The 25,206-nt window shown below is 68.5% G+C and carries 23 protein-coding genes and 3 pseudogenes; 17 read left to right on the forward strand and 9 right to left on the reverse strand.

Features of this window, described 5'->3' with window-relative positions:
• Positions 1-70: 70 nt before the first annotated feature.
• From OG456_RS33010 to OG456_RS33030, 5 genes are all read left to right on the forward strand, one after another.
• Positions 71-1,489 carry a DUF6421 family protein gene (locus OG456_RS33010; protein WP_266567436.1) on the forward strand — a complete coding sequence of 473 codons (1,419 nt, stop codon included), beginning with the start codon at positions 71-73 and terminating at the stop codon, positions 1,487-1,489.
• 26 nt (positions 1,490-1,515) lie between these two features.
• On the forward strand, positions 1,516-2,274 hold the full coding sequence (locus tag OG456_RS33015; RefSeq protein ID WP_266567438.1) for an SDR family NAD(P)-dependent oxidoreductase: 759 nt from the start codon (positions 1,516-1,518) through the stop codon (positions 2,272-2,274).
• Positions 2,271-3,341 (forward strand): low specificity L-threonine aldolase, encoded by a 1,071-nt coding sequence (locus tag OG456_RS33020; RefSeq protein WP_266569511.1) that lies wholly within the window; start codon positions 2,271-2,273, stop codon positions 3,339-3,341. The genes OG456_RS33015 and OG456_RS33020 overlap by 4 nt, the downstream gene beginning before the upstream one ends.
• A gap of 108 nt (positions 3,342-3,449) precedes the next feature.
• Entirely contained in the window at positions 3,450-4,043 is a 594-nt protein-coding gene (locus OG456_RS33025) for a transglutaminase family protein (RefSeq protein WP_266567440.1), read from the forward strand.
• Between the two features lie 34 nt (positions 4,044-4,077).
• A complete protein-coding gene (locus OG456_RS33030; RefSeq protein ID WP_266567442.1) occupies positions 4,078-4,764 on the forward strand; it encodes a B3/4 domain-containing protein in 687 nt (228 codons plus the stop codon).
• Positions 4,765-4,804: 40 nt separating this feature from the next.
• Here OG456_RS33030 and OG456_RS33035 read toward each other — a convergent pair whose 3' ends face one another.
• Together OG456_RS33035 and OG456_RS33040 are read right to left on the reverse strand one after the other, a co-directional pair.
• Positions 4,805-5,533 (reverse strand): 1-acyl-sn-glycerol-3-phosphate acyltransferase, encoded by a 729-nt coding sequence (locus OG456_RS33035; RefSeq protein WP_266567444.1) that lies wholly within the window; start codon positions 5,531-5,533, stop codon positions 4,805-4,807.
• A 175-nt stretch (positions 5,534-5,708) separates the two neighbouring features.
• Entirely contained in the window at positions 5,709-6,125 is a 417-nt protein-coding gene (locus OG456_RS33040; RefSeq protein WP_266567446.1) for a DUF4395 domain-containing protein, read from the reverse strand.
• Between the two features lie 76 nt (positions 6,126-6,201).
• Here OG456_RS33040 and OG456_RS33045 point away from each other — a divergent pair, with 76 nt between their 5' ends.
• The 6 genes and pseudogenes from OG456_RS33045 to OG456_RS33070 form a co-directional block, all read left to right on the forward strand.
• Positions 6,202-6,609: a thioredoxin family protein gene (locus OG456_RS33045; protein ID WP_266567448.1), complete on the forward strand. Its 408-nt coding sequence runs from the start codon at positions 6,202-6,204 to the stop codon at positions 6,607-6,609.
• A 210-nt stretch (positions 6,610-6,819) separates the two neighbouring features.
• The gene (locus OG456_RS33050; protein ID WP_266567450.1) at positions 6,820-7,326 is read left to right on the forward strand and encodes a flavin reductase family protein; all 507 of its coding nucleotides are present in this window, start codon (positions 6,820-6,822) and stop codon (positions 7,324-7,326) included.
• Positions 7,327-7,494: 168 nt separating this feature from the next.
• Complete coding sequence (locus OG456_RS33055; RefSeq protein ID WP_266567324.1) at positions 7,495-8,280, forward strand: electron transfer flavoprotein subunit beta/FixA family protein; 786 nt, start codon at positions 7,495-7,497, stop codon at positions 8,278-8,280.
• A 51-nt stretch (positions 8,281-8,331) separates the two neighbouring features.
• The gene (locus tag OG456_RS33060) at positions 8,332-9,294 is read left to right on the forward strand and encodes an electron transfer flavoprotein subunit alpha/FixB family protein (RefSeq protein WP_266567322.1); all 963 of its coding nucleotides are present in this window, start codon (positions 8,332-8,334) and stop codon (positions 9,292-9,294) included.
• 167 nt (positions 9,295-9,461) lie between these two features.
• On the forward strand, positions 9,462-10,754 hold the full coding sequence (locus OG456_RS33065) for an aldolase/citrate lyase family protein (protein ID WP_266567452.1): 1,293 nt from the start codon (positions 9,462-9,464) through the stop codon (positions 10,752-10,754).
• 92 nt (positions 10,755-10,846) lie between these two features.
• Positions 10,847-11,416, forward strand: a pseudogene (locus tag OG456_RS33070) (serine/threonine-protein kinase); the annotation flags it as partial.
• A 64-nt stretch (positions 11,417-11,480) separates the two neighbouring features.
• Here the strand turns inward: OG456_RS33070 and OG456_RS33075 are convergent.
• Complete coding sequence (locus OG456_RS33075; RefSeq protein ID WP_266569512.1) at positions 11,481-12,467, reverse strand: LacI family DNA-binding transcriptional regulator; 987 nt, start codon at positions 12,465-12,467, stop codon at positions 11,481-11,483.
• Positions 12,468-12,679: 212 nt separating this feature from the next.
• On the opposite strand from OG456_RS33075, the gene OG456_RS33080 reads away from it, so the two are divergent.
• Positions 12,680-13,627, forward strand: a complete 948-nt coding sequence (locus OG456_RS33080; RefSeq protein ID WP_266567454.1) for an ROK family protein — start codon at positions 12,680-12,682, stop codon at positions 13,625-13,627.
• A 131-nt stretch (positions 13,628-13,758) separates the two neighbouring features.
• On the opposite strand, the gene OG456_RS33085 is transcribed toward OG456_RS33080, so the two are convergent.
• Positions 13,759-15,825, reverse strand: a complete 2,067-nt coding sequence (locus OG456_RS33085; protein ID WP_266567456.1) for an NPCBM/NEW2 domain-containing protein — start codon at positions 15,823-15,825, stop codon at positions 13,759-13,761.
• A gap of 267 nt (positions 15,826-16,092) precedes the next feature.
• Between OG456_RS33085 and OG456_RS33090 the strand changes: the two genes are divergently transcribed.
• The 3 genes from OG456_RS33090 to OG456_RS33100 are packed head-to-tail and all read left to right on the forward strand — an operon-like array spanning position 16,093 to position 19,225.
• The gene (locus OG456_RS33090; RefSeq protein ID WP_266567458.1) at positions 16,093-17,361 is read left to right on the forward strand and encodes an ABC transporter substrate-binding protein; all 1,269 of its coding nucleotides are present in this window, start codon (positions 16,093-16,095) and stop codon (positions 17,359-17,361) included.
• Between the two features lie 20 nt (positions 17,362-17,381).
• Positions 17,382-18,296, forward strand: coding sequence for a carbohydrate ABC transporter permease (locus OG456_RS33095; RefSeq protein ID WP_266567460.1), 915 nt, complete (start codon positions 17,382-17,384; stop codon positions 18,294-18,296).
• Positions 18,293-19,225 carry a carbohydrate ABC transporter permease gene (locus OG456_RS33100; RefSeq protein WP_266567462.1) on the forward strand — a complete coding sequence of 311 codons (933 nt, stop codon included), beginning with the start codon at positions 18,293-18,295 and terminating at the stop codon, positions 19,223-19,225. The genes OG456_RS33095 and OG456_RS33100 overlap by 4 nt, the downstream gene beginning before the upstream one ends.
• A 383-nt stretch (positions 19,226-19,608) precedes the next feature.
• On the opposite strand, the gene OG456_RS33105 is transcribed toward OG456_RS33100, so the two are convergent.
• The 3 genes from OG456_RS33105 to OG456_RS33115 all read right to left on the reverse strand — a co-directional run bounded on the left by OG456_RS33105 (position 19,609) and on the right by OG456_RS33115 (position 21,422).
• Positions 19,609-20,472 carry an RNA polymerase sigma factor SigF gene (locus OG456_RS33105; RefSeq protein ID WP_266567464.1) on the reverse strand — a complete coding sequence of 288 codons (864 nt, stop codon included), beginning with the start codon at positions 20,470-20,472 and terminating at the stop codon, positions 19,609-19,611.
• Between the two features lie 133 nt (positions 20,473-20,605).
• Complete coding sequence (locus tag OG456_RS33110; RefSeq protein WP_266567466.1) at positions 20,606-20,992, reverse strand: ATP-binding protein; 387 nt, start codon at positions 20,990-20,992, stop codon at positions 20,606-20,608.
• Between the two features lie 259 nt (positions 20,993-21,251).
• Complete coding sequence (locus OG456_RS33115) at positions 21,252-21,422, reverse strand: hydrophobic protein (RefSeq protein WP_266567468.1); 171 nt, start codon at positions 21,420-21,422, stop codon at positions 21,252-21,254.
• 255 nt (positions 21,423-21,677) lie between these two features.
• Between OG456_RS33115 and OG456_RS33120 the strand changes: the two genes are divergently transcribed.
• On the forward strand, positions 21,678-21,851 hold the full coding sequence (locus tag OG456_RS33120; RefSeq protein WP_266567470.1) for a CsbD family protein: 174 nt from the start codon (positions 21,678-21,680) through the stop codon (positions 21,849-21,851).
• Positions 21,852-22,313: 462 nt separating this feature from the next.
• Here the strand turns inward: OG456_RS33120 and OG456_RS33125 are convergent, their stop codons facing one another.
• Positions 22,314-23,573, reverse strand: coding sequence for a phosphatidylserine/phosphatidylglycerophosphate/cardiolipin synthase family protein (locus tag OG456_RS33125; RefSeq protein WP_266567472.1), 1,260 nt, complete (start codon positions 23,571-23,573; stop codon positions 22,314-22,316).
• Positions 23,574-23,662: 89 nt separating this feature from the next.
• Between OG456_RS33125 and OG456_RS33130 the strand changes: the two are divergent.
• Positions 23,663-24,211: pseudogene (locus OG456_RS33130) on the forward strand (DUF1206 domain-containing protein); the annotation flags it as partial.
• A gap of 438 nt (positions 24,212-24,649) precedes the next feature.
• Here OG456_RS33130 and OG456_RS33135 read toward each other — a convergent pair.
• Positions 24,650-25,048: pseudogene (locus OG456_RS33135) on the reverse strand (VanZ family protein); the annotation flags it as partial.
• Between the last annotated feature and the right edge of the window lie 158 nt (positions 25,049-25,206).

The following is a 25,206-nucleotide window of genomic DNA, read 5'->3' on the forward strand; positions in this document are numbered from 1 at the left end:
CTCCCCTTGTGGTGGAGAACTCGCCCGTTTACGGTGTCTGTACGCGAGGTTCTCCCGTGGAGGATGGGTAATGACGGAAATTCTTGTGCAGTTGGGCGTGGAGGGGAAGGTTCCTCCGGAGAAGGTCGGGGGAAGCCCCGAAAGCAGGGTGGTGGAACACCCGGCGTGGCCCCTGCTCAAGGCCGCCGTGGAAGAGGTCCGGCCCTGGCAGCAGAAGGACGGCTCCATCGACTTCGCCGCCGACGGCGCCCCGTCCAAGGCCGTCGCCGAGCTGACGCTCGACCGCGCGATATCCGCCGTCGAGCAGCTCTCCCCGCTGCTCCCGCACGACGCCGCGTACCACTCGGCGCTCGTCGCCGACCTGCGCCGCTGGGCGGAAGAGGGCTTCCAGGTCCCCGACTTCCTCGACTCGCTGCTGGCCTTCCAGCCCGCCGCAAACCGCGAGGACGGACTGCAGCACCTGGTCGTCTTCCCGATGTACACGCAGAACGGCAACCCGGACCGCAATCTGGAGGCCGTCGTCCTGCGCATGGTGTGGCCCGAGTGGCTTGCCGAGCTGGAGGCGACGCGCTACGACAACCCGCTGTTCTGCGGGATCACGTTCGAGGACTTCACCGCCGGCTACGACACCAACTCGGCCGTGCTCTTCCCGGAGACCATCGCCGTGCGCGAGGCCCCCGAGCGCTTCTCCTGGGGCGGCATCTTCTGCGACCGCGAGGCGGCCCGCTTCCGCGCCGTCACCGAGGCGTCCGTCGGCATCCTCGGGCTCGAACTGCCCGACGACATCCGCGAGATGGTCTCCGACCAGGACCGCTGCCAGCAGGCCTTCGTGCTGTGGGACATGGTGCACGACCGCACCCACAGCCACGGCGACCTGCCGTTCGACCCGTTCATGATCAAGCAGCGCCAGCCGTTCTGGATGTACGGCCTCGAAGAGCTGCGCTGCGACCTCACCGCCTTCAAGGAGGCCGTGAAGCTGGAGGCCGACGGCTTCCCGCAGGGCCGCGACGTGCAGTACGCCGTCCTCTTCGACCGCATGTTCCGCTTCCCGGTCACCGGCGAGCGCGTGCGCAACTACGACGGACTCGGCGGCCAGCTCCTCTTCGCCTACCTGCACAAGCACGACGTGGTGCGCTGGACCGACAACAAGCTCCAGATCGACTGGGAGCGTGCCCCGCAGGTCACGAACCAGCTGTGCGCCGAGATCGAGAAGCTGTACCGCGACGGCATCGACCGCCCGAAGCTGGTGCACTGGTTCGCCGCGTACGACCTGGTGTCCCAGTACCTGTCCCCGCACCCCGGCTCCCGCTGGGCCAAGGGCCCGGACGCCCTCGACCTGAGCCTGCCGCCCCGCAAGCTCGTCGACGACGTGCTTCCGGACGAGTTTCCGCTGAGCATGTTCTATGAGGCACTGTCCAAGAAGCTGAAGAACGTGATTGCCTCCACCAAGGGGATCACGGCTGCGGGCGCCGAGCAGGCCGCCGCGTGAGCGCTCGCGACGAGGAGGCAACGGTCATGGCCGAAGGCAACGGGAACGGCACGCTGGACGGAGCGGTCATCGCGGTCGCGGGCGCGGCCGGACCCGCGGGCCGCGCGACCCTGCTGCGCCTCGCCGAGGCGGGCGCGACGGTCGTCGGAGCGGACGCGGACGCCACACGCCTGGCGGAGGCCGTGGACGCGGCGCGCTATGCGCACGGCGGCGCCACCGTCATCGGGGACACGGTCGACCTGCTCGACCTGCAGGCGACCCGCGACTGGGCGGACCACATCGAGAAGGACTTCGGGCGCGTCGACGGCGTGGTCCACCTCGTCGGCGGCTGGCGCGGCAGTGCCTCCTTCGCCGAGACCGACCTCGCCGACTGGCAGCTGCTCGAGAAGCTCCTCATCCGTACGGTCCAGCACACCTCCCTCGCGTTCCACGACGCGCTGACGCGCAGCGACCGCGGACGCTTCCTGCTGATCAGCGCCGCGGGCGCCAGCAAGCCGACCGCGGGCAACGCGGCGTACGCGGCCTCGAAGGCCGCCGCAGAGGCCTGGACGCTCGCCCTCGGCGACGCCTTCCGCAAGGCGGGGGGTGACGCGGGCCCGCAGCAGGCGGCTGCGATCCTGGTGGTGAAGGCGCTGGTGCACGACGCGATGCGCGCCGAGCGACCCAACGCGAAGTTCGCGGGCTTCACGGACGTCACGGACCTGGCCGATGCCATCGTCGGCGTCTGGGACCGGCCCGCCAAGGAATTGAACGGGACCCGTCTGTGGCTGACCGAGAAGCCGTGAATCCGCCCAAGACCGACGCCCGCAGGCATCACGACCCGGACGTCCGCGGCTTCGCGAGCGACAACTACGCGGGCGCGCACCCGGAGATTCTCGCTGCCCTCGCCCTCGCCAACGGCGGTCACCAGATCGCGTACGGCGAGGACGACTACACGGCGAACCTCCAGCAGATCATTCGCGCCCACTTCGGCCCCACGGCCGAGGCTTTCCCGGTCTTCAACGGCACCGGTGCCAACGTCGTCGCCCTCCAGGCGGTCACCGACCGCTGGGGCGCGGTGATCTGCGCCGAGTCCGCGCACATCAACGTGGACGAGGGCGGGGCGCCGGAGCGCATGGGCGGCCTCAAACTGCTCACCGTGCCGACCCCGGACGGCAAGCTCACGCCCGAGCTCATCGACCGGCAGGCCTTCGGCTGGGACGACGAGCACCGCGCGATGCCGCAGGTCGTCTCGATCACGCAGAACACCGAACTGGGCACGCTCTACACGCCCGACGAGATCCGCGCGATCTGCGACCACGCCCACGAGCGCGGCATGAAGGTGCACCTCGACGGCTCCCGCATAGCCAATGCGGCCGCCGCCCTCGACGTGCCGATGCGCACGTTCACGAACGCGGTCGGCGTCGACATCCTGTCGCTGGGCGGCACGAAGAACGGCGCCCTGTTCGGCGAGGCCGTCGTCGTCCTCAACCAGGACGCCGTCAGCCACATGAAGCATCTGCGCAAGCTGTCGATGCAGCTCGCCTCCAAGATGCGCTTCGTGTCGGTGCAGTTGGAGGCCCTGCTCGCCAAGGACCTGTGGCTCCGCAACGCGCGGCACGCCAACGAGATGGCCCAGCGCCTCGCCGAAGGGGTCCGCGCCGTGCACGGCGTCGAGATCCTCTACCCCGTGCAGGCCAACGCCGTCTTCGCGCGGCTGCCGCACGACGTCAGCGAGCGCCTCCAGAAGCGCTTCCGGTTCTACTTCTGGAACGAGGCGGCCGGCGACGTCCGCTGGATGTGCGCGTTCGACACCCGTGAGGAGGACGTCGATGCTTTCGTCGCCGCCCTCAAGGAGGAAATGGCCCGCTAGGCGGCGCCCCCTCCGGACTCACCGGACTCACCAGCAGCACTGCATAGATATGCGATCGACCGTAAAGCCATTGACGCGCGGTCGGTCGCATTTCTATGCTCCCGGTCCATGCGGCTGATCCAGAAGAACCCTGACCTGTCTGCTTACTTGGCGGCCGACGAGGTCATCGACCATCACCACCCACGGGTACGGAAGACTGCCGAGCGCCTCGCCGCCCAGGCCTCCGACTCATATTCATACGCACGGGTCGCCTACGAGTTCGTGCGTGACACCATTCCACACTCCGCCGACAGCGGGGACCTCCGCATCACCTGGCGCGCCTCGGACGTCCTGGAGCAGGGCACGGGCATCTGCCACGCCAAGTCCCACGCGCTGGCCGCGCTCCTGCGTGCCGAGGACATCCCCGCCGCGCTCTGCTACCAGCGGCTGACGCACGACGCCGGAAGCGGGCACGTGCTGCACGGCATGGTCGCCGTGCGCTTCCACGGGGCCTGGCACCGGCAGGACTGCCGCGGGAACAAGCCCGAGGTCGACGCCCAGTTCTCCCTCGACGGCGAGCGGCTGGCCTTCACCGTGGACGCGAAGTCCAATGAGGTGGACTATCCGGTACTCTTTGATGTACCGGACCCGGCCGTTCTGCGCGCCCTGCGAGACGCCCCCGACCGGCCGCACCTGTGGGAACACCTCCCCGACGCACTCTGAAACAGCAAGCGCACCCCGAACAGCAAGGCGGACGATGACCCTCCATCTCACCGTGTCCGACGAGGTACGGACCCTCGCACCCGAGTTCCGGCACGTCGCCATCGAGGCGTACGGGCTGGTCAACAGCCCGAGCGGGGACGGGACTTCGGCCCTTCTCGACGACGCCGCACGCCGCCTCGCCGCACGCCTCGACGGACGCGCCCCGCACGAGGACCCGCACATGGTGGCCTGGCGCGCCGCCTACACGGCCTTCGGCGCCAAGCCCTCCCGCACCCGCAACTCGGCGGAGGCACTGGCCAAGAGGGCCCTCGCGGACGGCGGACTGCCGCGGATCAACACCCTCGTCGACGTCTACAACGCGATCAGCGTGGCCCATCTGATCCCGGTCGGCGGCGAGGACCTGGACCACATCAAGGGAGGGATGCGCCTCGTCAGGGCCACCGGCGAAGAGGGCTTCGCCACCGTGGCCGGGGGAGCGGACATCGTGGAACACCCCGACGCGGGCGAGGTCGTCTGGTGCGACGACGACGGCGTGACCTGCCGCCGCTGGAACTGGCGCCAGGGCACGCGCACGCGCCTCACCGAGGAATCGGTCAACGCGCTCTTCCTGCTGGAGGCGATGGGACCGCACTGCGACGTGGCGGCGGCCGGCACCGAACTCGCCGAACTACTGGAGAAGTTCAGCCCCGGCGCGCGGATCACCGTCCACACGCCGGAGTAGACGCACCGCGGTGGGCCCGCGGCACGTCTGCAGTACCGATTCAGCTCGCCTCGGCGGCCTTCACCTCTGCCGCGGTGGGCGCGGTGCCGCCGAGGTGCGCGGGCATCCACCAGGTGTCGTCCGGACCCTTGGGGCGTACGGGGTACGCGCGCTGCGCCGCTTCGAGGAGCTCCTGCACGCGCTCGCGCAGCCGCCGCGTGATCGCGCCGGCGAACTGGTCGCGCGGGGCCTCCATCGGCTCGCCGACCCGGATCGTGATCGGGATGTGCTGACGCCTGAAGTTCTTCGGGTGGCCCTTCGTCCACACGCGCTGGGTACCCCACAGCGCCATGGGGATCAGCGGCACACCGGCCTCCTGAGCCAGGCGCGCGGCGCCCGACTTGAAGCTCTTCAGCGTGAACGACTGCGAGATCGTCGCCTCGGGGAACACCCCGATGACCTCACCGGAGCGCAGCGAGTCGAGGGCATGCGCATACGCGTCCTCGCCCTGCTTCCGGTCCACGGGGATGTGCTTCATGCTGCGCATCAACGGACCGGAGATCTTGTGCCGGAAGACCGACTCCTTCGCCATGAAGCGCACCAGGCGCTTCTGCGGCAGCGCTGCGAGACCGTCGAAGATGAAGTCCAGGTAGCTGATGTGGTTGCTGACCAGGACTGCGCCGCCGGAGCGCGGAATGTTCTCCGCGCCCTTGACGTCGATCTTCAGATCGAGCGCCTTGAACATCGTGCGGGCCGCGCCGATGACCGGACGGTAGACGAGCTCTGCCATGGAGGGGGAGGACCCTTCATCTCTGCCTGGGGAGTGGGCTCCCGGCGGGAAGTTACGCAGCCGTAGGTTTTGTGGCTAGCGCAGATCGTGCCCCATCAACGGCTGAGTAGCCAGTCCTGGTTCCGGCAGGGCGCGAGATCCTCGTCACTCCCACGCGGTCCCGGCAACCCGTTGATCAGCCAAATCGTGCCGCGCCACGCCGCAGGAGCAGGTACATCTCGCACCCCAGGCAGTAGCCGAACACCGAGTTGAGGAACGCCGCCGCCAGTGCGCAGGCCGTCGCCCCGAGCCCCAGCCAGCCCGGCCCCCACACCAGACCCACCAGGCCCGCCGACGCGAAGACGAGCCCGACGAACTGCGCGAACCGCGGCGGCTGCGGAGCCTCGAACTCCGTAGGCGGCCCGAGCCGAGGCCGCACCGCCGTACGGAACAGCCACGCGTACGGAGAACGCCCCACCCCGCCCGCCGCGCCGAGCGCGAAACACAGCGTCTGCCACGCCAGGAGCCAGGCGCTGCCTGTGACGAGCACCAGGGCCAGTACGAACGTTGTGACCGCGGCGCCGAACCGCGGCCCTCTCACATCGATGTCCATGAACCCAGCATTCCGCATCGGTGCGCCGCGCGGACCCGGGGAATCTTTGCGGTCTCGTGAATGCTGCACTGGAACGATGACCGGACTTGTGGTGTGTGTGGCTGTGCTCGCCGCGGCGAGCGCCTTCGGGCTGATGCAACGGCGGCGGAGCGGGAGGATGAAGGTGCGGCAGGGCGAAGCGGCTCTCGGAGCGGCGAAGTTGGGCGAGGAGCTGGGGGAGCGGGCCACCCTCGTGCAGTTCTCCAGCGCCTTCTGCGCCCCGTGCCGGGCCACCCGGCGCGTGCTCGGCGAAGTGGCCGACATGGTTCCCGGCGTGACCCACGTGGAGATCGACGCCGAGGACCGGCTCGACCTCGTACGGGAACTCGGTGTCCTCAAGACGCCCACCGTGCTCGTCCTCGACGCGGCCGGACACATCGTGCGCCGCGCCTCCGGCCAGCCGCGCAAGGCGGACGTCATCGCCGCGCTCGGGGAGGCGGTCTGACGGGTGGTGACTTCGTGGTGACGCTTCTCCCAGATGGCGGGACGCCCTTGACTGCACGCACCACCTATCGTCAGCCTGACTTTATGTCGACGGAACTCCTTCTCTTCGAGCGTGTCCATGTGGACCTCGCCCGCTGCGCGAGTGCGCGCTGTCCCGGCTCCTGAGCAGCCACGGATCCCGCTCGCACCCCTCCGGCAGAAGGACAACTCCATGACGGTCACGCCCGATCTCCGCACCGCCACCACCGCATCGCCCGACCTGCTGCGCTCGGTCTTCCGGCAGCACGCGGCCGGAGTCGCCGTGATCACCGCCCGGGGCGCCGCCCCCGTGGGTTTCACCGCCACCTCCCTGACGTCGGTGTCGGCCGAACCTCCCGTCATCTCGTTCGGTATCGGCCTGGGCGCCTCCAGTTGGCCCGTCGTCTCCGAGGCCGAACACGTCGGCGTGCACATACTCGGCGAGCACCAGCAGGATCTGGCCGCCACGTTCGCGAAGAGCGGCGCCGACCGCTTCGGGGAGCCCACGCGCTGGCACGAGGGTCCGGAGGGCGTGCCCGTACTCGGCGGCGTCCTGGCCTGGTTGGTGTGCCGGGTGATCGCGCGCGTGCCCGCCGGAGACCACCGCATCGTGCTCGCCGAGGCCGTCGTCGGGGACCCCGCGGGGACCGGCCGGCCGCTCGTCTACCACCAGGGCCGCTTCAACGGTCTGCGCGACTAGGATCACAGTTCAAAGCGCTTGCTTAGCGGGCAAATCCTGGGTGTACTGACGAGTAATATTTCGTTCGGGGCGCGGGCCGCCCCGACCGGGAGAGTCCGCTTCGGACGCCTATGCTGCCTGCAGGGAGCAAGGCCGCCCAGTAAAGACGATTGCAGTAGGAGAGCCGGCGTGAGCTTGAGGATCGTTGTCACCGTGAAGTATGTGCCGGACGCGACGGGGGACCGGCATTTCGCTGATGACCTGACGGTGGACCGTGATGATGTGGACGGGCTGCTGTCGGAGCTGGATGAGTACGCGGTCGAGCAGGCGTTGCAGATCGCGGACGGGGCGGACGATGCGGAGGTCACCGTGTTGACGGTGGGTCCGGAGGACGCGAAGGACGCGTTGCGCAAGGCGTTGTCGATGGGCGCGGACAAGGCGGTCCATGTCGAGGACGACGATCTGCACGGCACGGACATCGTGGGCACGTCGCTGGTGCTGGCGAAGGCGATCGAGAAGGCCGGCTTCGACCTGGTGGTCTCGGGTATGGCGTCGACGGACGGCACGGCGGGTGTGGTTCCGGCGTTGCTGGCGGAGCGGCTGGGTGTGCCGCAGGTGACGCTGCTGTCGGAGGTGTCCGTCGAGGGTGGTGTGGTGACGGGTCGTCGTGACGGTGACACGGCCTCGGAGCAGGTTCAGGCTTCGCTGCCGGCGGTGGTGTCGGTGACCGACCAGTCGGGCGAGGCCAGGTACCCGTCGTTCAAGGGGATCATGGCGGCGAAGAAGAAGCCGGTCACGTCCTGGGATCTGTCGGATCTGGGCCTGGAGGCCGACGAGGTGGGTCTGGCGGGTGCGTGGACGGTCGTGGACGCGGCGGCTGAGCGTCCGGCGCGCAGCGCGGGCACGATCGTCAAGGACGAGGGCGAGGGCGGCAAGCAGCTCGCCGAGTTCCTCGCGGGCCAGAAGTTCATCTAGCCCGGCCGTCCCCTTCCGTCTCACTCTTTCGCATGCAGGAGAAGAAGTCCCATGGCTGAAGTTCTGGTCTACGTCGATCACGTGGACGGTGCCGTCCGCAAGCCCACCCTTGAGCTGCTGACGCTGGCCCGCCGGATCGGCGAACCGGTCGCCGTCGCCCTCGGCAACGGTGCCGCCGGCACCGCGACCGTGCTGGCCGAGCACGGCGCGGTCAAGGTCCTCACGCACGAGGCGTCCGAGTACGCCGACTACCTGGTCGTGCCGAAGGTGGACGCGCTGCAGGCCGCCTACAACAGCGTGTCGCCGGCCGCGGTCCTGGTGCCGTCCTCGGCGGAGGGCAAGGAGATCGCCGCGCGCCTGGCGGTGCGGGTCGGCTCGGGTGTCATCACCGACGCCACCGACCTCGAGGCCGGCGACTCCGGTCCCATCGCCACGCAGTCCGCGTTCGCCGCCTCGTTCACGACCAAGTCCCGTGTCTCCAAGGGCACCCCGGTCATCACCGTCAAGCCCAACAGTGCCCCGGTCGAGGCTGCTCCGGCGGCCGGCACCGTCGAGGCGCTGGCCGTGACGTTCAGTGAGCAGGCCACCGGTACCAAGGTCACCGCGCGCACGCCGCGCGCCTCGACCGGGCGCCCGGACCTGACCGAGGCCGCGATCGTGGTCTCCGGCGGCCGCGGCGTCAACGGCGCCGAGAACTTCACGGTCATCGAGGCCCTCGCCGACTCCCTGGGAGCGGCGGTCGGCGCCTCGCGCGCCGCGGTCGACGCGGGCTGGTACCCGCACTCCAACCAGGTCGGCCAGACCGGCAAGTCCGTGTCTCCGCAGCTGTACATCGCCAACGGTATCTCCGGCGCGATCCAGCACCGGGCCGGCATGCAGACCTCGAAGACCATCGTCGCGGTCAACAAGGACGCCGAGGCCCCGATCTTCGACCTCGTCGACTACGGCGTCGTCGGCGACCTCTTCGACGTCGTCCCCCAGCTCACCGAGGAAATCAACACCCGCAAGGGCTGAGCTTCTCCGGGCCGGTAACGGGGCCGCGTGGTGATCTTCACCGCGCGGCCCCGTTCGCGTACGGGGGACCATTGACGCAGGTGGCGAGCGCAGATAACTTCGCTATACGGATTGTTGATTCCGTGAAGCGGAAACTCTGGAACGTCGAGAGTGTGGAGGGTGCAGTAATGGGTCAGCAAGAGAAGGTGGCAACGAGCCTCGCCGGAGCGGTCAGCGAGGGCATCAGCGCTTCCCTCGCCCCGGTGGACGCGGAGCTGGAGCGCCGCTACCCGGGAGACCCAGGCACCCGGCAGCCCGTCCACACCGTGTACATCCCGGGCGAGCAGTTCGACGCCGACAGCATCCGCACGTGGGGCGACAAGGCCCTGGCGATGCTCGACGAACACGCCCCGGACGCCGCCTCCTTCGCCGCCGTCCTCGGCCTGGGCGACGACCTCGCCGAGGCCGTCCACTCGCGCGTACGCGCCAAGCTGGAGCGCGAGCCGGTCGAGGACCTGCGCATCGACTTCGAGGACGGCTACAAGGGCGCCGACGAGGACCAGGACGCCGCCCGCGCCGCCCGTCTCGTCGCCGAGGCGTACAAGAACGGCACCGCCGCCCCGTACATGGGCATCCGCATGAAGTGCATGGAGGAGCCGGTACGCGACCGGGGCATCCGCACCCTCGACATCTTCCTGTCCGGCCTCATGGAGGCGGGCGGCCTCCCCGACGGGCTCGTCCTCACGCTCCCCAAGGTGACGTACCCGGAGCAGGTCACCGCCATGGTCCGGCTCCTGGAGGCGTTCGAGAAGGCCCACGGCCTCGAGGCGGGGCGCCTCGGCTTCGAGATCCAGATCGAGACCAGCCAGTCCATCCTCGCCGCCGACGGCACCGCCGCCGTCGCCCGCATGATCGACGCCGCCGAAGGCCGCGCGACCGGACTGCACTACGGCACCTTCGACTACAGCGCCTGCCTTGGCGTCAGCGCCGCCTACCAGGCCAGCGACCACCCCGCCGCCGACTACGCGAAGGCCGTCATGCAGGTGGCCGCCGCCGGCACCGGCGTCCGCGTCTCGGACGGTTCCACCAACGTCCTGCCCGTCGGCACGACCGCGAAGGTCCACGACGCCTGGCGCCTGCACTACGGCCTCACCCGCCGCGCCCTGGCCCGCGCCTACTACCAGGGCTGGGACATGCACCCGGGCCACATCCCGACCCGCTACGCCGCGGTCTTCGCCTTCTACCGCGAGGGCTTCGAGTCGGCCGCCGCGCGCCTGGCCGCCTACGCCGGTCACCACGAGGGCGGCGACGTGGCGGACGAGCCCGCCACCGCCAAGGCGCTCGCCGGGTATCTGCTGCGCGGCCTGGACTGCGGCGCCCTCGACACGGGCGAGGTCACCCGGATCACCGGCCTCACCCTGGCCCGCCTCCAGGGCTTCGCGGGCCCGCGACGCGGCGACCTGACCGCACAGGAGCGCTGACCGTCCCGGTCCTGTCACGCACATCCGGTCCTCTCACTGCTGCCCCGTAGGCTGTACGCCACTGAAACAGGCATCACAAGAACGGCGCAGCGGTGTCTTCGGGGGATCAGGAAGAGACGGGCGAAGGCGGCCGCCTCCTCGCCGGGCGGTACCGGGTGCGCGAGCAGCTCGGCCGCGGCGGCATGGGAGTCGTGTGGCGCGCGGTCGACGAGGTGCTCGGCCGCGAGGTCGCCCTCAAGGAACTGCGGACCTACTCGGACGCCGCCGGGTCCGAACTGGCCGCCCTGGGCGTGCGGATGCAGCGCGAGGCCCGTGCCGCCGCCCGCGTGCGCCACCCCGGAGTCGTCGCCGTGCACGACGTCACCGAGGTCGACGGCCGGCCCCTCATCGTCATGGAGCTCGTCGACGGCCCGTCCCTCGACGACGTGCTGCGTGACCGGGGCCCGCTCGATCCGCGCGAGGCCGCCGCGATCGGCGCCAAGGCCATGGACGCCCTCGCGGCCGCCCGCCGCGCCGGGGTCCTGCACCGGGACGTGAAGCCGGGCAACATCCTCATCGACCGCTCGGGCCGCGTCGTCCTCACGGACTTCGGCATCGCGACGATGGACGACCCCGGCGACGGCTCCGCGACCCACCTCACCCGCAGCGGCGAACTGGTGGGTGACGCGCCGCTCCCCGGGCTCCCCGTCTGCTGACCGTCCGCCGAGCCGTCCGATGGCCCAACTGTCAGTCGGCCGGGGGGAGTTCGCCCGAGCCGCGGGTGATCAGCCGCGTCGGCAGCTCGATCCGCTCCGGCACCAGCGACACCCCGTCGAGCTGCCGGAACAGCCGCTCGGCGGCCGTGCGGCCCAGCTGTGCGGCGTCCTGCGCGACGACCGTCACGCCGGGGCGCAGCAGATCGCCCAGCTCGATGTCGTCGAAGCCGACGAGCGCCACGGGGCGGTCCACCTCGGACAGGACCCGTACGACGGTCACCGTCACACGGTTGTTGCCCGCGAAGATCGCCGTGACCGGATCGGAGCCCGCGAGCATCTCCTCCGCGGCGCGCCGCACCCGCTCCGGATCGGTCACGCCGAGCGACATCCAGGCGTCCTCGACGGCGATCCCGGCGTCCTCCATCGCGGTCCGGTAGCCCCGCAGACGCTCGGCGGCGGTGTGGATGCGCGGCTGGTCACCGATGAAGCCGATACGGCGGTGGCCGTGCGCGATCAGATGCGCGACGCCGTCACGCGCGCCGCCGAAGCTGTCGGACAGCACCACGTCCGCGTCGATCTTCCCGGCGGGACGGTCGACGAACACGGTCGCGACACCGGCGGCGATCTCGGGCTCCAGGTAACGGTGGTCGTCGCCGGCCGGGATGACCACGAGCCCGTCCACCCGGCGGGCGCACAGCGCGAGGACGAGTTCCTGCTCGCGCTCCGGGTCCTCGGCGCTCGACCCGTTGATGAGCAGCGCGCCATGGGCGCGGGCGACTTCCTCGACGGCGCGGCTCAGCGGCCCGTAGAACGGGTCGGCCAGATCCTCGAGCACCAGGCCGATGCTCGCGGTCCTGCCCTTGCGCAGGACGCGCGCGCTGTCGTTGCGGCGGAAGCCCAGGGCCTCGATGGCCTCCTGGACGCGGCGTTCGGTGTCGGGGGTGACCCCCGGTTCGCCGTTCACGACGCGGGACACCGTCTTGAGGCCCACTCCGGCGCGCGCCGCGACGTCCTTCATGGTCGGGCGGTTGCCGTAACGGCTGTCGGGGCGGCGGGCGGTGCGGTCCACGGTGGGCTGTCCTGTCCTGTCGTCGCTGCGGTTCCAGGGGGTTCATGATGCTGTATGGGGATGTGGCGTCGAGCATAGGCCCTGGACAACGTTGTCAGATGCGGGAGAGACTATCCATCGCATTCTCCCGACCTGCCATTTCACCAGGGGACCTCACACTGATGCAGACCGACCTCGTCGCCGCGCTCGACATCGGCGGCACCAAGATCGCCGGGGCCCTGGTGGACGACCACGGCCGCATCCTGCTGCGCGCGCAGCGGCCGACTCCGGCCAAGGAGGACGGGGACACGGTGATGCGGGCCGTCGAGGACGTGCTGCGGGAGTTGACCGCCGCGCCGCTGTGGGTGCGGGCGGGGGCCGTGGGCATCGGGAGCGCGGGTCCGGTGGACGCCTCCACGGGCACGGTGAGTCCGGTCAACGTGCCGGGCTGGCGCGACTTCCCGCTCGTGGACCGGGTCCGTGCGGTCACCGGGGGTCTGCCGGTCGAACTGGTCGGGGACGGCGTGGCGATGACGGCGGCCGAGCACTGGCAGGGCGCGGCGCAAGGCCATGACAACGCGCTGTGCATGGTCGTCTCCACCGGCGTCGGCGGCGGCCTGATCCTCGGCGGCAAGCTGCACCCGGGGCCCACGGGCAACGCGGGCCACATCGGCCACATCAGCGTGGATCTGGACGGGGACCCGTGCCCCTGCGGGGCGCGCGGCTGCGTCGAACGGATCGCGAGCGGGCCGAACATCGCGCGCCGTGCGCTGGACGGCGGTTGGCGCCCCGGCGTGGACGGCGACGTGTCGGCCGCTGCGGTGGCCGCGGCCGCGCGCGCGGGCGACAAGGTGGCCATCGCCTCCTTCGAACGTGCCGCCCAGGCGCTCGCGGCGGGCATCGCCGCGACGGCCACGCTCGTGGAGATCGACATCGCGGTGATCGGCGGGGGAGTGGCCAAGGCGGGAGAGGTCCTCTTCGCGCCGCTGCGCCGCTCGCTGCGCGACTACGCGACGCTGTCGTTCGTGCAGCGCCTCACGGTGGCCCCGGCCCGCATGGGCACGGACGCGGGCCTCGTCGGCGCGGCAGCGGCGGCGCTCACACGCGACCGGGACGTGTCGGCGCTCTGAGGCGCGGGTGCTTACGTCTGCGCGTCTGCACATCGGTACGTCTGCACGTCGTCCGCGCGTCTTCACGTCGTTCCAGGGCGGGCCGGAGCCGGGACGGGACATGTGGCCCGCCCCGGCTCACGGGTGACGCACTAGCAGGACAGCGTCGCGTCCCCCCAGTCCGCATGGTCGGAGTCCACGCCGTCGCCCGCGTCGGTCACCACGAGGCGTACCGCCTGTGCCCCGCTCACGTCGGCCGACAGCGGCTCGGCTGCGTCCGCGTTGGTGAGGGTGCCGGTGGATGCCACCTTCTTACCGTCGGCCCAGATCTCGAACGTCACGGTGCCCTTCGTGCCCTTCTCGTCGTCGACGCCCACACTCGCGCTGACGCGTTCGCACGAGCCGCCCGTGTAGTACTCGACGGCACTGTCCGCGTGCACGCCGAGCCCCTTCTGGTAGACGACGCCGCCTATGGTGATCGGATGCCCGTCACCCGCGTCGCTCTCCCCGTTGCTGGTGTTGCGCTCGACGGGCCCGTACCCGTTCGTCGTGGACAGCCACGGCAGATCGCCGAGTGACGACGCACCGGCCGGTGGCGCGACCACCACGTGCGCGGTCAGCGGCAGCACGCTCTGGGCGCGCACACCGCCCGGCGAGCGGTACGTGGCCTTGAGGGACAGGTCGTACGCTCCCGTCGCGGTCCCCGCCGGCGCGGTCACGGTCCATGACGTGGTGAGTGCCTTGCCCGTCGGTACGGATCCGGCGCCGGTCGGCGAGGCCGGCCTGACGCTCCACCCGGAGGGCCCGCTCAGCGTGACGGACACCTGGCGTGCGGGCGTGCGGCCCAGATCGGTGACGGACGTCGTGAGCCGGGCTGCCTTGCCGGCCTCGACGAACGGCGCGCCGCCCAGGCCGAGTTCGACGGCGGGCGGGTTCGCGGCCCACTTGTCGTCGGCGGCCACCCGCACCAGTACGGTCCCGTGCGCGGGCACGGTCGCCGAGATGGCCCCGGCCGTGTTGTAGCTCTTGTGCTGCCACAGATCGCGCAGCGTGTAGGCGCTCGCGTGCGGCAGGCCGACCGCGTCGGCCGACGTGGCGATCCGCTGCGCGTTGCCGGACTCGTTGAAGAGGGCGACGACGCGGCTGCCGTCCTTCATCTCCTTGGCGACGACCCAGCGCCCGCCCTCGGAGGAGAGCACCGTTCCCTGCTTGCCCAGCGGGTCCTGGTCGACCGCGATGACTTCGCGGTTGCTGAGGATGTCGAGGGTCTCGGCGGAGGCCTTGCGCAGATCGGTGCCGATGAGCAGCGGTGAGGCCATGATCGACCACATCGAGAAGTGTGTGCGGTACTCGGTCGCGGTCATGCCGCCGTTCCCGACCTCGAGCATGTCGGGGTCGTTCCAGTGCCCGGGCCCCGCGTACTGCGCCAGCGGCAGGTTCTGCTTCATCAGGGAGAGCATCGAGCCCCAGCTGTCACTGATGTCACCGGTGGTGCGCCACAGATGGCCGACGTCGGCCGCCCACTCCCACGGTTTGTTGGATCCCCATTCGCAGAGGCTGTAGACGATGGGCCGTCCCGTGGCCTTCAGGGCGTCACGCATCGTGCGGTAGCGCTGCTTGGCGTCGACGCCCTGGTTGTTGCAGTTGTCGTACTTGAGGTAGTCGACGCCCCAGTCGGCGAACTGCTGGGCGTCGCTGTACTCGTGACCTAGGCCGCCGGGGAAGCCGATGTCGCTGCACGTCTTGGTGCCCGCGCTCGTGTAGATGCCGAGTTTGAGGCCCTTGGAGTGGACGTAGTCGGCGACGGCCTTGATGCCGCCCGGGAAGCGCACGGGGTCCGGCACGAGTTTGCCGTTCGCGTCGCGCTGCGGCAGGGCCCAGCAGTCGTCGAGGTTGACGTACTGATAGCCCGCGGCCTTGAGGCCCTTGTCCACGAAGATGTCGGCGATGCCCTTGACCATCGCCTCGTTGAACTCGGCTCGGCAGTGGGTGGAGTTCCAGTTGTTGAAGCCCATGGGAGGGGTCAGCGCGAGCCCGTCGTCGAGCGTGGGCGAAGCCTCCTGAGCGCTTGCGCCCTGCGAGCCGGACCCGCCGGATTCCGGTGGGTCGGCGACCGCGGCCGGTGCCGTGACGCCCACGGCACACAGCAGACCGGTGGCCAACGCTCCGACGATTCTTCGGCGGGTGGTGCGGGAGGTGCGGGTGGGAAGGTGACGCATCGTTACGTTCCTCCGTACTCGCGAAAGGTGGGGTGACGTCATGTTCGCGTCAGTGGCGCGCGTTTACGGTAGGCCGTGTTGGACTCTGTTGGAAGAGATGCGGTAACGGTTGCCCGATGTCCCGTCAGAACCCTTGACGATCTCGGGAGTTGGGAGTGGGATCCAACCCTCGCGTTCGGTTGTGTTGGGTTGCGGCCCCAGGAGGGGGACATGGCACAGTCATCGTTCTACGGTTCTGGCACGCCCGGGAGCGCGACAGGACATCGGATGTCCCGTCGGGGTCTCCTGCGGGGCGCGGCGGTGGGCGCCGGTGCGCTCACGCTTCCGGCACTACTCACGGCGTGCGGGGACGGCCCGGGCGGCGACAAGAAGACCGTCACCGTGGGGTCCAACTCCTCGGACGCGGTGCCGAAGAAGGCGTTCGCGGCGGCTTTCACGGCGTACGAGAAGAAGTCCGGCAAGAAGGTCGACGTCAACACCACGGATCACAACGAGTTCCAGACGAACATCACGCGCTATCTCCAGGGCACCCCGGACGACGTCTTCATGTGGTTCGCCGGCTACCGCATGCAGTACTTCGCCGAGAAGGGCCTCCTGACGGACGTCGACGACGTCTGGAAGGGCTTCAAGGGCTTCTCGCAGGCGCTCAAGGACCAGTCCACGCACGACGGCAAGCAGTACTTCGTGCCCTACTACTACTACCCGTGGGCCGTTTTCCACCGGAAGAGCCTCTTCGAGAAGCAGGGCTACGAACAGCCCAAGAACTGGGACGACTTCATCGCCCTGGCGAAGCAGATGCACAAGGACGGCACCCCGGTCGCGTTCTGCGACAAGGACGGCTGGCCCGCGATGGGCACCTTCGACTACATCAACATGCGCCTGAACGGATACGACTTCCACAAGGGCCTCATGGCGGGTACGGAAGCCTGGACCGACACCAAGGTCAAGAAGGTGTTCGACCTCTGGCGTGAACTCATGCCGTACTACCAGAAGGGCGCGCTCGGCCGGACCTGGGAGGAGGCCGCTCAAGGCCTGCAGAAGCGCCAGACCGGCATGGCCGTCTTCGGAATGCCGCACCCGGGCCAGCAGTTCCCGGAGAACGAACGCGCGGACATCGACTTCTTCGCGTTCCCGGAGATCGACCCCCAGTACGGGCAGGACGCGGTGGAGGCTCCCATCGACGGCTTTCTGATCGCGAAGAAGGCCAAGAACGTCGAAGCGGGCAAGGCGCTCCTCAAATACCTCGGCACTCCCGGGGCCGAGGACATCTACCTCGCCGGCGACCCGAACAACGTCGCCGTGAACGACGGCGCCGACACGTCCAAGTACACCCCGCTGCAGAAGAAGTCGGCCGAACTCGTCTCCGGTGCCAAGCAGATATCGCAGTTCATGGACCGCGACACCCGGCCCGACTTCGCGCAGACCGTGATGATCAAGGCGCTCCAGGACTTCATCGGAAATCCGAACGACATCGACGGCCTCGTCAACCGGATCGAGCGGCAGAAGAAGGAAATCTTCTCGTCCGCCGTCAGCTGAGTAGTGGGGGAATGCGTTCCGTGGCGCTGAAGACCGCGCGGCGCGCAGGGCGGCGGAGGTCGCGGCGTTTCACACGCCGTGACCTCGCCGTTCTCGTCGTGCTCCTGGGAATACCCGTACTGCTCGACATCGTCATCATCTGGGGTCCCACGCTCGCCTCCATCGGCCTGTCCTTCACGTCGTGGGACGGCATCGGCGACATCCACTGGGTCGGTGGAGAGAACTACCGGAACCTCGTCGACAACTATCCGCCGTTCTGGCCGGCCGTGCGCCACAACCTCCTGTGGCTCGCCTTTCTCGGCCTGATCGCCACGCCGTTCGGCCTCTTGCTCGCCGTGCTCATCGACCGGGGCGTGCGCTTCAGCCGCTTTTACCAGTCGACGCTCTACATGCCGGTCGTGCTCTCACTGGCCGTCGTCGGATTCATGGCGCAGCTGATCCTCGGCACCGACCAGGGCGTCGTCAACACCATTCTCAACAACCACGAGAATCCGATCGACTGGCTGGGCGACTCCGACCTCAACATCTGGATGATGATGCTGGCCGCGAGCTGGCGGCACACCGGATACGTGATGATCCTCTATCTCGCCGGCCTCAAATCCGTCGACCCGACGCTGAAAGAAGCCGCGGCGATCGACGGCGCGAACGCCCGCCAGACCTTTTTCCGCGTCGTCTTCCCGACGCTTCGCCCCGTCAACGTCATCGTCGGCGTCATCACCGTCATCGAGTCGCTGCGGGCCTTCGACATCGTGTACGCCGTGAACAAGGGCCGCAACGGCCTGGAGCTGCTGTCCGTCCTCATCACGGACAACGTCATCGGCGAGGCCAGCCGCATCGGCTTCGGCTCGGCCATCGCAGTCGTCCTCCTCACGGTCTCCCTGGGATTCATCGTGACGTTCCTGGTCCAAGAGCTGCGAGGTGCGCGCGACCGATGACCGCCGACATCCGTACGACGTCCCCCGCCGCCCGGGGCCGCTCCCTGGCCGGCGGCGACCGGCGTGGTGAACACCCGCGCCGGCGCGGCCGGTTCGGGGTGCACATCTTCCTCATGGCCGTCTCGCTGGCGTTCCTCGCGCCGCTCCTGCTCGCGGTCTACGCCTCTTTGCGGCCCTACGAGGAGACGGCGCAGCACGGCTACTTCTCGCTGCCCGAACACCTGTCGTTCGACTACTACCGCGAGGCCCTCAGCGACTCGGGGATGGGCGAGTATTTCAAGAACACCCTGGTCATCGCGGTCCCGGCCGTTCTGATCACGCTCTTTCTCGCCTCGTTCGTCGCCTTCGCGGTGTCGCGCATCAAGGTCCGCGGCGGAATCGTGCTCCTGATGTTCTTCACGGCGGGAAACCTGCTGCCACCCCAGGTCCTCGTCACCCCCCTGTACGTCCTCTTCCTGAAGATTCCGCTGCCCTGGTGGATGTCGGACTCACTGACGATGTACGACTCGTACTGGGCCGTGATCATCGTCAACATCGGATTCCAGCTGGGATTCTGCGTCTTCGTGCTGGCGAACTTCATGCGGACACTTCCCCAGGAGATCCTCGAGGCGGCGATCGTCGACGGCGCGGGGCTGTGGACGCAGTTCTGGCGCATCACGCTGCCACTGTGCCGACCGGCACTCGCGGCGCTCGGCACGCTCGAATTCACCTGGATCTACAACGACTTCCTCTGGGCCCTGATCTTCATCTCGAACCCCGACAAACTCCCGATCACCTCATCCCTCAACAACCTCCGCGGCCAATTCTTCACGGACTACAACTTGCTGGCCGCCGGTTCGGTCCTGGTGGCGCTCCCCACGGTCCTGGTGTTCCTGCTCCTGCAGAGGCACTTCATCGCGGGACTCACACTGGGGTCGAGCAAGGGGTAGCCGTCTGACCTGGTCCTTCCGGACGCTCAGGCCGCCAGACCATCGACGCCGTCTGGCGGTTCGGGCCCGTCCAGGGGCGACGACACGGCCTCTTCAGAGGCACCACCAGGTCCGGCGGAGTCGACGAGCCAGAGGTCTGGGGAGAATCTGGCGAGATCCGAGCTGCATTGGTGGGGCTGACTCCCTGACGTCGGCGAGATGGTGCAGGTCCACGTCACCGAACGGCGTGATCACCGCCACACGTTCCTGCTGATCAAGACGTACTTTCCCTCCGCCTGACGTCATGCGCAGCACCCTGACGCGCAGCGCGCCCCGCACGCACCCCGCCCTCCGGCACTTGTGGTGGAGGAGGGCCGGGTGCGTTCATGAGGAGCGGGGCTGGACTAGTTGGTGGTCATCAGGCCGGTGCGGAGCTTCGCCACCACGCGGGTGATGAGGCGGGAGACGTGCATCTGCGAGACACCGAGCGCTTCGCCGATCTGCGACTGGGTCTGCTCCTCGACGAAGCGGAGATGGATCAGTGTGCGTTCACGCTCGTCGAGGCCGGCGATGAGGGGGGCCAGGGAGTGGAAGTTGTCGATGAGCTCGTAGGAGTCCTCTTCGAAGCCGATGAAATCGGCCAGCGCGGCGTCGGACTCGTCACCTGCGCTCATCACCGAGGCGTCCAGGGAGGAGGCGTTGTAGCCGTTGGAGGCCATCTGCGCCTGGGCGACCTCGGACGGCTCCAGCTGCATCAGCTCCGCCAGCTCGGCCGTGGAGGGGTTGCGGCCCAGGCGGGTGCGCAGCTCCTCGGTGGCCTTGGACAGTTCGATACGAGCTTCCTGGAGGCGGCGCGGCACGTGCACGGCCCAGCTGGTGTCGCGGAAGAACCGCTTGATCTCACCGGTGATGTAGGGGACGGCGAACGTCGCGAACTCGACCTCACGGGTCAGTTCGAACCGGTCGATCGCCTTGATCAGGCCGATCGTGCCGACCTGAACGATGTCTTCCATCTCCTCCTGGCCGCGGTGACGGAACCGGGAAGCCGCGTACTGCACCAGGGAGAGGTTCATCTCGATCAGGCAGTTGCGCACGTACTGATACTCGTGGGTGCCTTCCTCCAGCTGCCCGAGCCGGCCGAAGAATCGCTTGCCGATCTCTCGCGCATCCTTCGGCGCGATGGAAGAGGGGTCGGCGTAAGCCCGCTCGACGAGGTCCTCCTGAGCCTGAGTGGCCTGGATCTTCTCCTGCGTCGTTACGGTGATCATGCACCCGCCCCTCTCGGTTGTTCCGAGCTTGTCTGCCGCTCCCCGTGCTGGCGCGACTACCCGGCATGGAGACGATCATGCATGCGGAGGCCGCTAGCTCCTTCCGGTCGTCCGGTGATGAGCGACCTGTGCTCTACGGCAGGGCGAGGACGGCTGTGATGGTCTTGCCGTCGGGCTGGATGTCGACGGAGACGTGCGAGGCGAGGCGCTGGGTGATCATCCAGCCGAAGCCGCCGGGCATTCCGGGGTTGTGGCGTACGAGGTGAGGTGCCGTCATGCTGTGGTCGCTCACCTGCACCAGCTGGGCTCCGTCTTCGATGCGGGCATCGAACCGGGTGAGCCCGCCGCCGTGCAGGATCGCGTTGGACGTCAACTCGCCGGCCACCAGCAGGGCATCCTCACGAAAACGTCTGGCCTGGCCTGAGCGCAGCCGGCAGGCGGTTTCCACAACCGCCCTGACCTCGGCGCGCGCGTCGTGACAGCCCATCTCCTGGATCTCGGGCGCCGTGTGAGTGGCCATGAAGATCTCAGCCCCTCTCTGTGTCGTTCTGCGAACTCGTCAATCGGAAGGTGCGCCGCCGTGTTATCGCACCTGCCCGACCCGTCGCACAACACTCCCCCTACCCGCCCAAAGGAAGAGCGTCGACGTTATCCAGTACAAGGACGGCACCTCGGACAGAGGGGTGGCCCCCGACCGTCCCAGGTCGGGGGCCACCCCTCAGTCCATCGCCCTGGCGGCAGTGCTGCATCCGCCGCGGGCCGTCTTCAGTCGGCGGTGATCACCATCGGTACCAGCGGCCCTTGCGGCCGCCGCTCGCCGCCGGACGGATCACGAAGCCGAGCAGCCACAGCACCAGGACGATGACCGCGATCCACCACAGGGCCTTCAACGCGAAGCCCGCGCCGAAGAGGATCAGAGCCAGAAGAAGAACAAGAATCAGGGGAACCATCGTTATCGACCTCCTGACCGCCATGTGTCCTCGTCTCACCAACGCAAACGCATGAAAGACGCGTTTGTTTCATAGGGGCAAGGGTATTTGATCGCGTCGTGGTCGCTCGCTGAATTCCCTTGCCCGCACTGGTCATGCATCGGATGCCGTGGTTATCCATCCGGGAAATTCGCTGCCACTCATGTTTGCGCTGCTGATCCGTGGCCACGCGAGCTGACAGCACATGATGTCCAAGCCAAGGGAGTGTGAGCGGACTTGACTGCCAACGAGAAGGCCAAGGCCAAGACCGAACAGGTCACAGGCGCCGCCAAGGAGAGCGCGGGACGCACTGTCGGCAACGAACGTCTGACCGTCGAGGGCAGCGCAGAGCGCAAGAAGGGCGACGCCCGGGAGGCCAAGGAGAAGATCAAGGATGTCGGCAAGCACTAGCCGACCGAATGACGCGACAGCGGTGGGGCGGACTCTCCCAAGGAGTCCGCCCCACCGCTGTCGCGTGATTCGGTCCTCCCCGCCACTCGCTGCGGGGTGACCTTTGAGAAGGAGGAATTCCTCTCGGCCAGGAGGACAAGGTCCTCGCACGTCTCACCTCAGACGGTGTTGGTGCGACGCTCGGTTTCAGGGACCAATTGGCTGTGGCGCCGTGGGACCTCGGCGCCCTTGTGGACGAAGTCTGCAAGGCTTTGATCGGATCTCGAGCCGGGGGAAACGCTGTGTGGTCCCTTCCGGGATTTCGCTCGTGGCGCCGACAACCCCGCGAAGCGATGGGCCCGGTCCAGCAACTCGGCCGGGGCTGGGGCACGCTGAGACCCACGTGCCGGGAAAAAGGGCTTCAGCCCTCACGGGTGGTGCAGTTGGCCGGCGTGGGACTGGCGCGGTGACGGGTCTGGCGGGTCAGAGGAAGCGCCGGATGGGTACGACAGCTGCTTCCCTGGCGCGCTGGAGGGCCGAACGGCGCTTCCAGCGTCCGGGCCTGATGTGCTCGCTGCGCTCGAGATCCTCGGTGAAATGGCCATCGAGCTTGGCGGTGAACGTCTGGTCCAGGACGGCGAGCATGACCTCTTCGTCGTGGTCTAGGGAGCGGCGGTTGAAGTTCGTCGAACCGACCAGTGCCATGGTTCTGTCGATGGTGATGACCTTGGTGTGCAGCATCGTCGGCTGATATTGGAAGACCTTTACGCCGCAGGCGGTGAGGTCTTCGTAGTAGCGCTGGCCGGCCAGCTGGCAGACCCTCTTGTCGGTGTGTGGGCCCGGGAGCAGGATCTCGATCTCGACGCCGCGGCGTGCGGCGGCGCACAGCAGCTCGATGAAGAACGCATCAGGCGCGAAGTAGGCGGTGGTCAGCCGAATCCGTTCCTCCGCAGACTCGATCACCACGCGCAGCAGTGTCTGCATGTCCTGCCAGCCGAAACTGGCCGAGCCCCGCACCACCTGCACGACGGCTTCGCCCTGCGGGGCGTGGTTGATGAACCGGTCGCGGTCATCGAAGAGTTCGTCGTGGCACTCGGCCCAGTTCTGGGCGAAAGCGGCGGCCAGCCCGTCCACGGCGGGACCGCGCACCTGCACGTGGGTGTCGCGCCACTCGTCCGGAGTGCGGGCGTCGCCGCACCACTCCTCGGCGATACCGACCCCGCCGGTGAACGCGGTCTCCTCATCGACGACCAGGACCTTGCGGTGACAGCGGTGATTCTGCTTCAGCGGTGACAGATAGAGCGGCTTGCGGAACCAGGCCACCTGCACACCGGCCCGCTCCATCACCTCCAGCTGATCCTTCTCGATGAGCCGACTGCCAAAACCGTCCAGCAGAAGGCGCACCCGCACCCCCTCCCGCGCCCGGTCCGCCAGTGCGTAGGCGAACCGCTGGGCGATCTCGCCCTTCCAGTACACGAACGTCATCATGTCTACGGTGTGCCGCGCGGAGCTGATGCCGTCCAGCATCGCTGTGAAGATCTCGTCGCCGTTGCGCAGCGGGACCAGCGCGTTGCCTTCGGTCGCCGCTACTCCTATGAGTCTCTCCAGCCGACGTCTGGCGCGCCGGGCCCGCTCATCAAGGATGGCCTTGATGTCCTCCTCTCCCGCGCTCCCCGAGGAAGATGAGCTGACGATGTCGGTCGTTCCGGTGGGGCCTGCGGGAGCGCTCTGCGTGTGTGTCATAGATGCACCTTCCTCGACGATGAGCGGGAGGACAAAAGCAAAGGGCCTGATCCAGGGATCGCATACCCCACTGTGGGCAGAGGGCGCGCATGGCAACCGGATCGGTAACGGCACGCGGGCGCAGACAGGTCCTGCGCGCGGTGAACAGCACGGCAGTTTCGGACGCAGCTCGTGCGGGCTTCGTGGCCCGTGGGGTCCGGTCATCTACATAGTCATTGGTCTGCTCTAGCTAAGGATCGCCTTCTCGGACGGAGGCGGTGAGCAGGCAGACCGGGGTGGTGCCATTGCCGAGATCGCTGAGAAGCCCTTTGGCGCGGTTCTGCTGTGGCTGCTCGGCACAGCGCTGGTGGGGATGGCTCTGTGGCGGCTGAACGAAGCGGCCTTTGGGCAAGCGGGGCCCGACGGCCAGAAGGCGAGCAAGAGGGCGATGGCCGCAGGCCGCTGCGTCTTTTACGGGTTCGTCGCCTACTCCGTGCTGTCGTACGCGGCCGGGGAGAAGGGAAGCGGGCGCGGGAGCGCGGGCAAGGACTCCCAGGACGTCACGGCGAAGGTCCTGGACTGGCCTGGCGGGCAGTGGATCGTCGGACTTTGCGGGTGCGGCGGTGGCCGGTGCTGGTGTACGGATCGCTGTCAGGGCGTTCGCAGGTCATCGTTCAGCCCGAGGAGGCCACGAGCGCGATCGCATCCCGCTTGAACTCCTCCGAGTACCGCTTCGTGCAATTGCCCCACACCTGGCGCTGCTTCTGAGCCCACACCTCCCAGCCTCCAGGTATCCGCACTCAAGGGGAGGCTTCACCAGTGCCTCAGGGAGGAGCGCCTATCGCGGCGGGCGGCGTAGCAAATCAGGGGCGCTTGGCCCGCAGCAACGCGGAAATCCTCTTGCGGAGACGCTTCGGCGCAGTTTGCTTCCTGGTCGTTTTCTTGGTCTTTGTCTTGGCGTTTGTTTTGGTGCCCGCCGTGGGGCGAGCATCGCTTTTACGCCAGGCCCACATCCAACGGTTCCGGCTCTTCTTGACGGTGGCGTCCCGAGCTGGTTCGTCGGCCGATTCGGTGCGCGGGCGCCACCAGTGGACGCGGCGCGGATGCAACGCTCGGCCGAGCCTGCGGCCGAGGACGAGATACCCGAGGAAGGCGCCCGCCGTGTTGAGGATCACATCGTCGATGTCGAATGCCCGGCCGGAGACCAGCAGTCCTTGGGCGATCTCCACGGTGAGCATCACGAACGCCGTCATGAGTACCACTCGGACGAGGCCCCGTGTGCGTGGGAAGATCACCGGCAGCAGGAATCCGAACGGCACTCCCAGAACGACGTTTCCTCCCACCTGCTTGATCGTGTCTCGCCAGTCAGGCTGGTTGAAGTAGAGCCGAATCGAGCTGCCGGGGTGCAGGTTGGTGTGGGTCAACGGTACTGACGCAGGTGACGGGACGAGTGTGACCTTCGCCAGCGCGACGGCGAACGCCACCATGCAGACGAAACCAACCGCCATGACAAAGGCGCGTACCAGATTCCAGCCCCATGAGTGCTGCCGCAGGCGAGGTTCGGGTTCCATGCGGCGCCAACTACCCGGAAGCTGGTGCCGCACACGTCGTACGGCAACGCACCGTGCCAGGAACGAGGCCGAGTACAGGCCGA

It is taken from the genome of Streptomyces sp. NBC_01446, from assembly GCF_026340095.1.
Taxonomy (GTDB): domain Bacteria; phylum Actinomycetota; class Actinomycetes; order Streptomycetales; family Streptomycetaceae; genus Streptomyces; species Streptomyces aureus.

Bases quoted from the DNA above. Each gene is read 5' to 3' on its own strand.
- OG456_RS33060 (WP_266567322.1), top strand. From the start codon at position 8,332: ATGGCTGAAGTTCTGGTCTACGTCGATCACGTGGACGGTGCCGTCCGC.
- OG456_RS33090 (WP_266567458.1), top strand. From the start codon at position 16,093: ATGTCCCGTCGGGGTCTCCTGCGGGGCGCGGCGGTGGGCGCCGGTGCG.
- OG456_RS33075 (WP_266569512.1), bottom strand. From the start codon at position 12,467: ATGAAGGACGTCGCGGCGCGCGCCGGAGTGGGCCTCAAGACGGTGTCC.
- OG456_RS33110 (WP_266567466.1), bottom strand. From the start codon at position 20,992: ATGGCCACTCACACGGCGCCCGAGATCCAGGAGATGGGCTGTCACGAC.
- OG456_RS33015 (WP_266567438.1), top strand. From the start codon at position 1,516: ATGGCCGAAGGCAACGGGAACGGCACGCTGGACGGAGCGGTCATCGCG.
- OG456_RS33105 (WP_266567464.1), bottom strand. From the start codon at position 20,472: ATGATCACCGTAACGACGCAGGAGAAGATCCAGGCCACTCAGGCTCAG.
- OG456_RS33125 (WP_266567472.1), bottom strand. From the start codon at position 23,573: ATGACACACACGCAGAGCGCTCCCGCAGGCCCCACCGGAACGACCGAC.
- OG456_RS33050 (WP_266567450.1), top strand. From the start codon at position 6,820: ATGACGGTCACGCCCGATCTCCGCACCGCCACCACCGCATCGCCCGAC.
- OG456_RS33035 (WP_266567444.1), bottom strand. From the start codon at position 5,533: ATGGCAGAGCTCGTCTACCGTCCGGTCATCGGCGCGGCCCGCACGATG.
- OG456_RS33030 (WP_266567442.1), top strand. From the start codon at position 4,078: ATGACCCTCCATCTCACCGTGTCCGACGAGGTACGGACCCTCGCACCC.
- OG456_RS33065 (WP_266567452.1), top strand. From the start codon at position 9,462: ATGGGTCAGCAAGAGAAGGTGGCAACGAGCCTCGCCGGAGCGGTCAGC.
- OG456_RS33115 (WP_266567468.1), bottom strand. From the start codon at position 21,422: ATGGTTCCCCTGATTCTTGTTCTTCTTCTGGCTCTGATCCTCTTCGGC.
- OG456_RS33100 (WP_266567462.1), top strand. From the start codon at position 18,293: ATGACCGCCGACATCCGTACGACGTCCCCCGCCGCCCGGGGCCGCTCC.
- OG456_RS33045 (WP_266567448.1), top strand. From the start codon at position 6,202: ATGACCGGACTTGTGGTGTGTGTGGCTGTGCTCGCCGCGGCGAGCGCC.
- OG456_RS33010 (WP_266567436.1), top strand. From the start codon at position 71: ATGACGGAAATTCTTGTGCAGTTGGGCGTGGAGGGGAAGGTTCCTCCG.
- OG456_RS33080 (WP_266567454.1), top strand. From the start codon at position 12,680: ATGCAGACCGACCTCGTCGCCGCGCTCGACATCGGCGGCACCAAGATC.
- OG456_RS33085 (WP_266567456.1), bottom strand. From the start codon at position 15,825: ATGCGTCACCTTCCCACCCGCACCTCCCGCACCACCCGCCGAAGAATC.
- OG456_RS33025 (WP_266567440.1), top strand. From the start codon at position 3,450: ATGCGGCTGATCCAGAAGAACCCTGACCTGTCTGCTTACTTGGCGGCC.
- OG456_RS33040 (WP_266567446.1), bottom strand. From the start codon at position 6,125: ATGGACATCGATGTGAGAGGGCCGCGGTTCGGCGCCGCGGTCACAACG.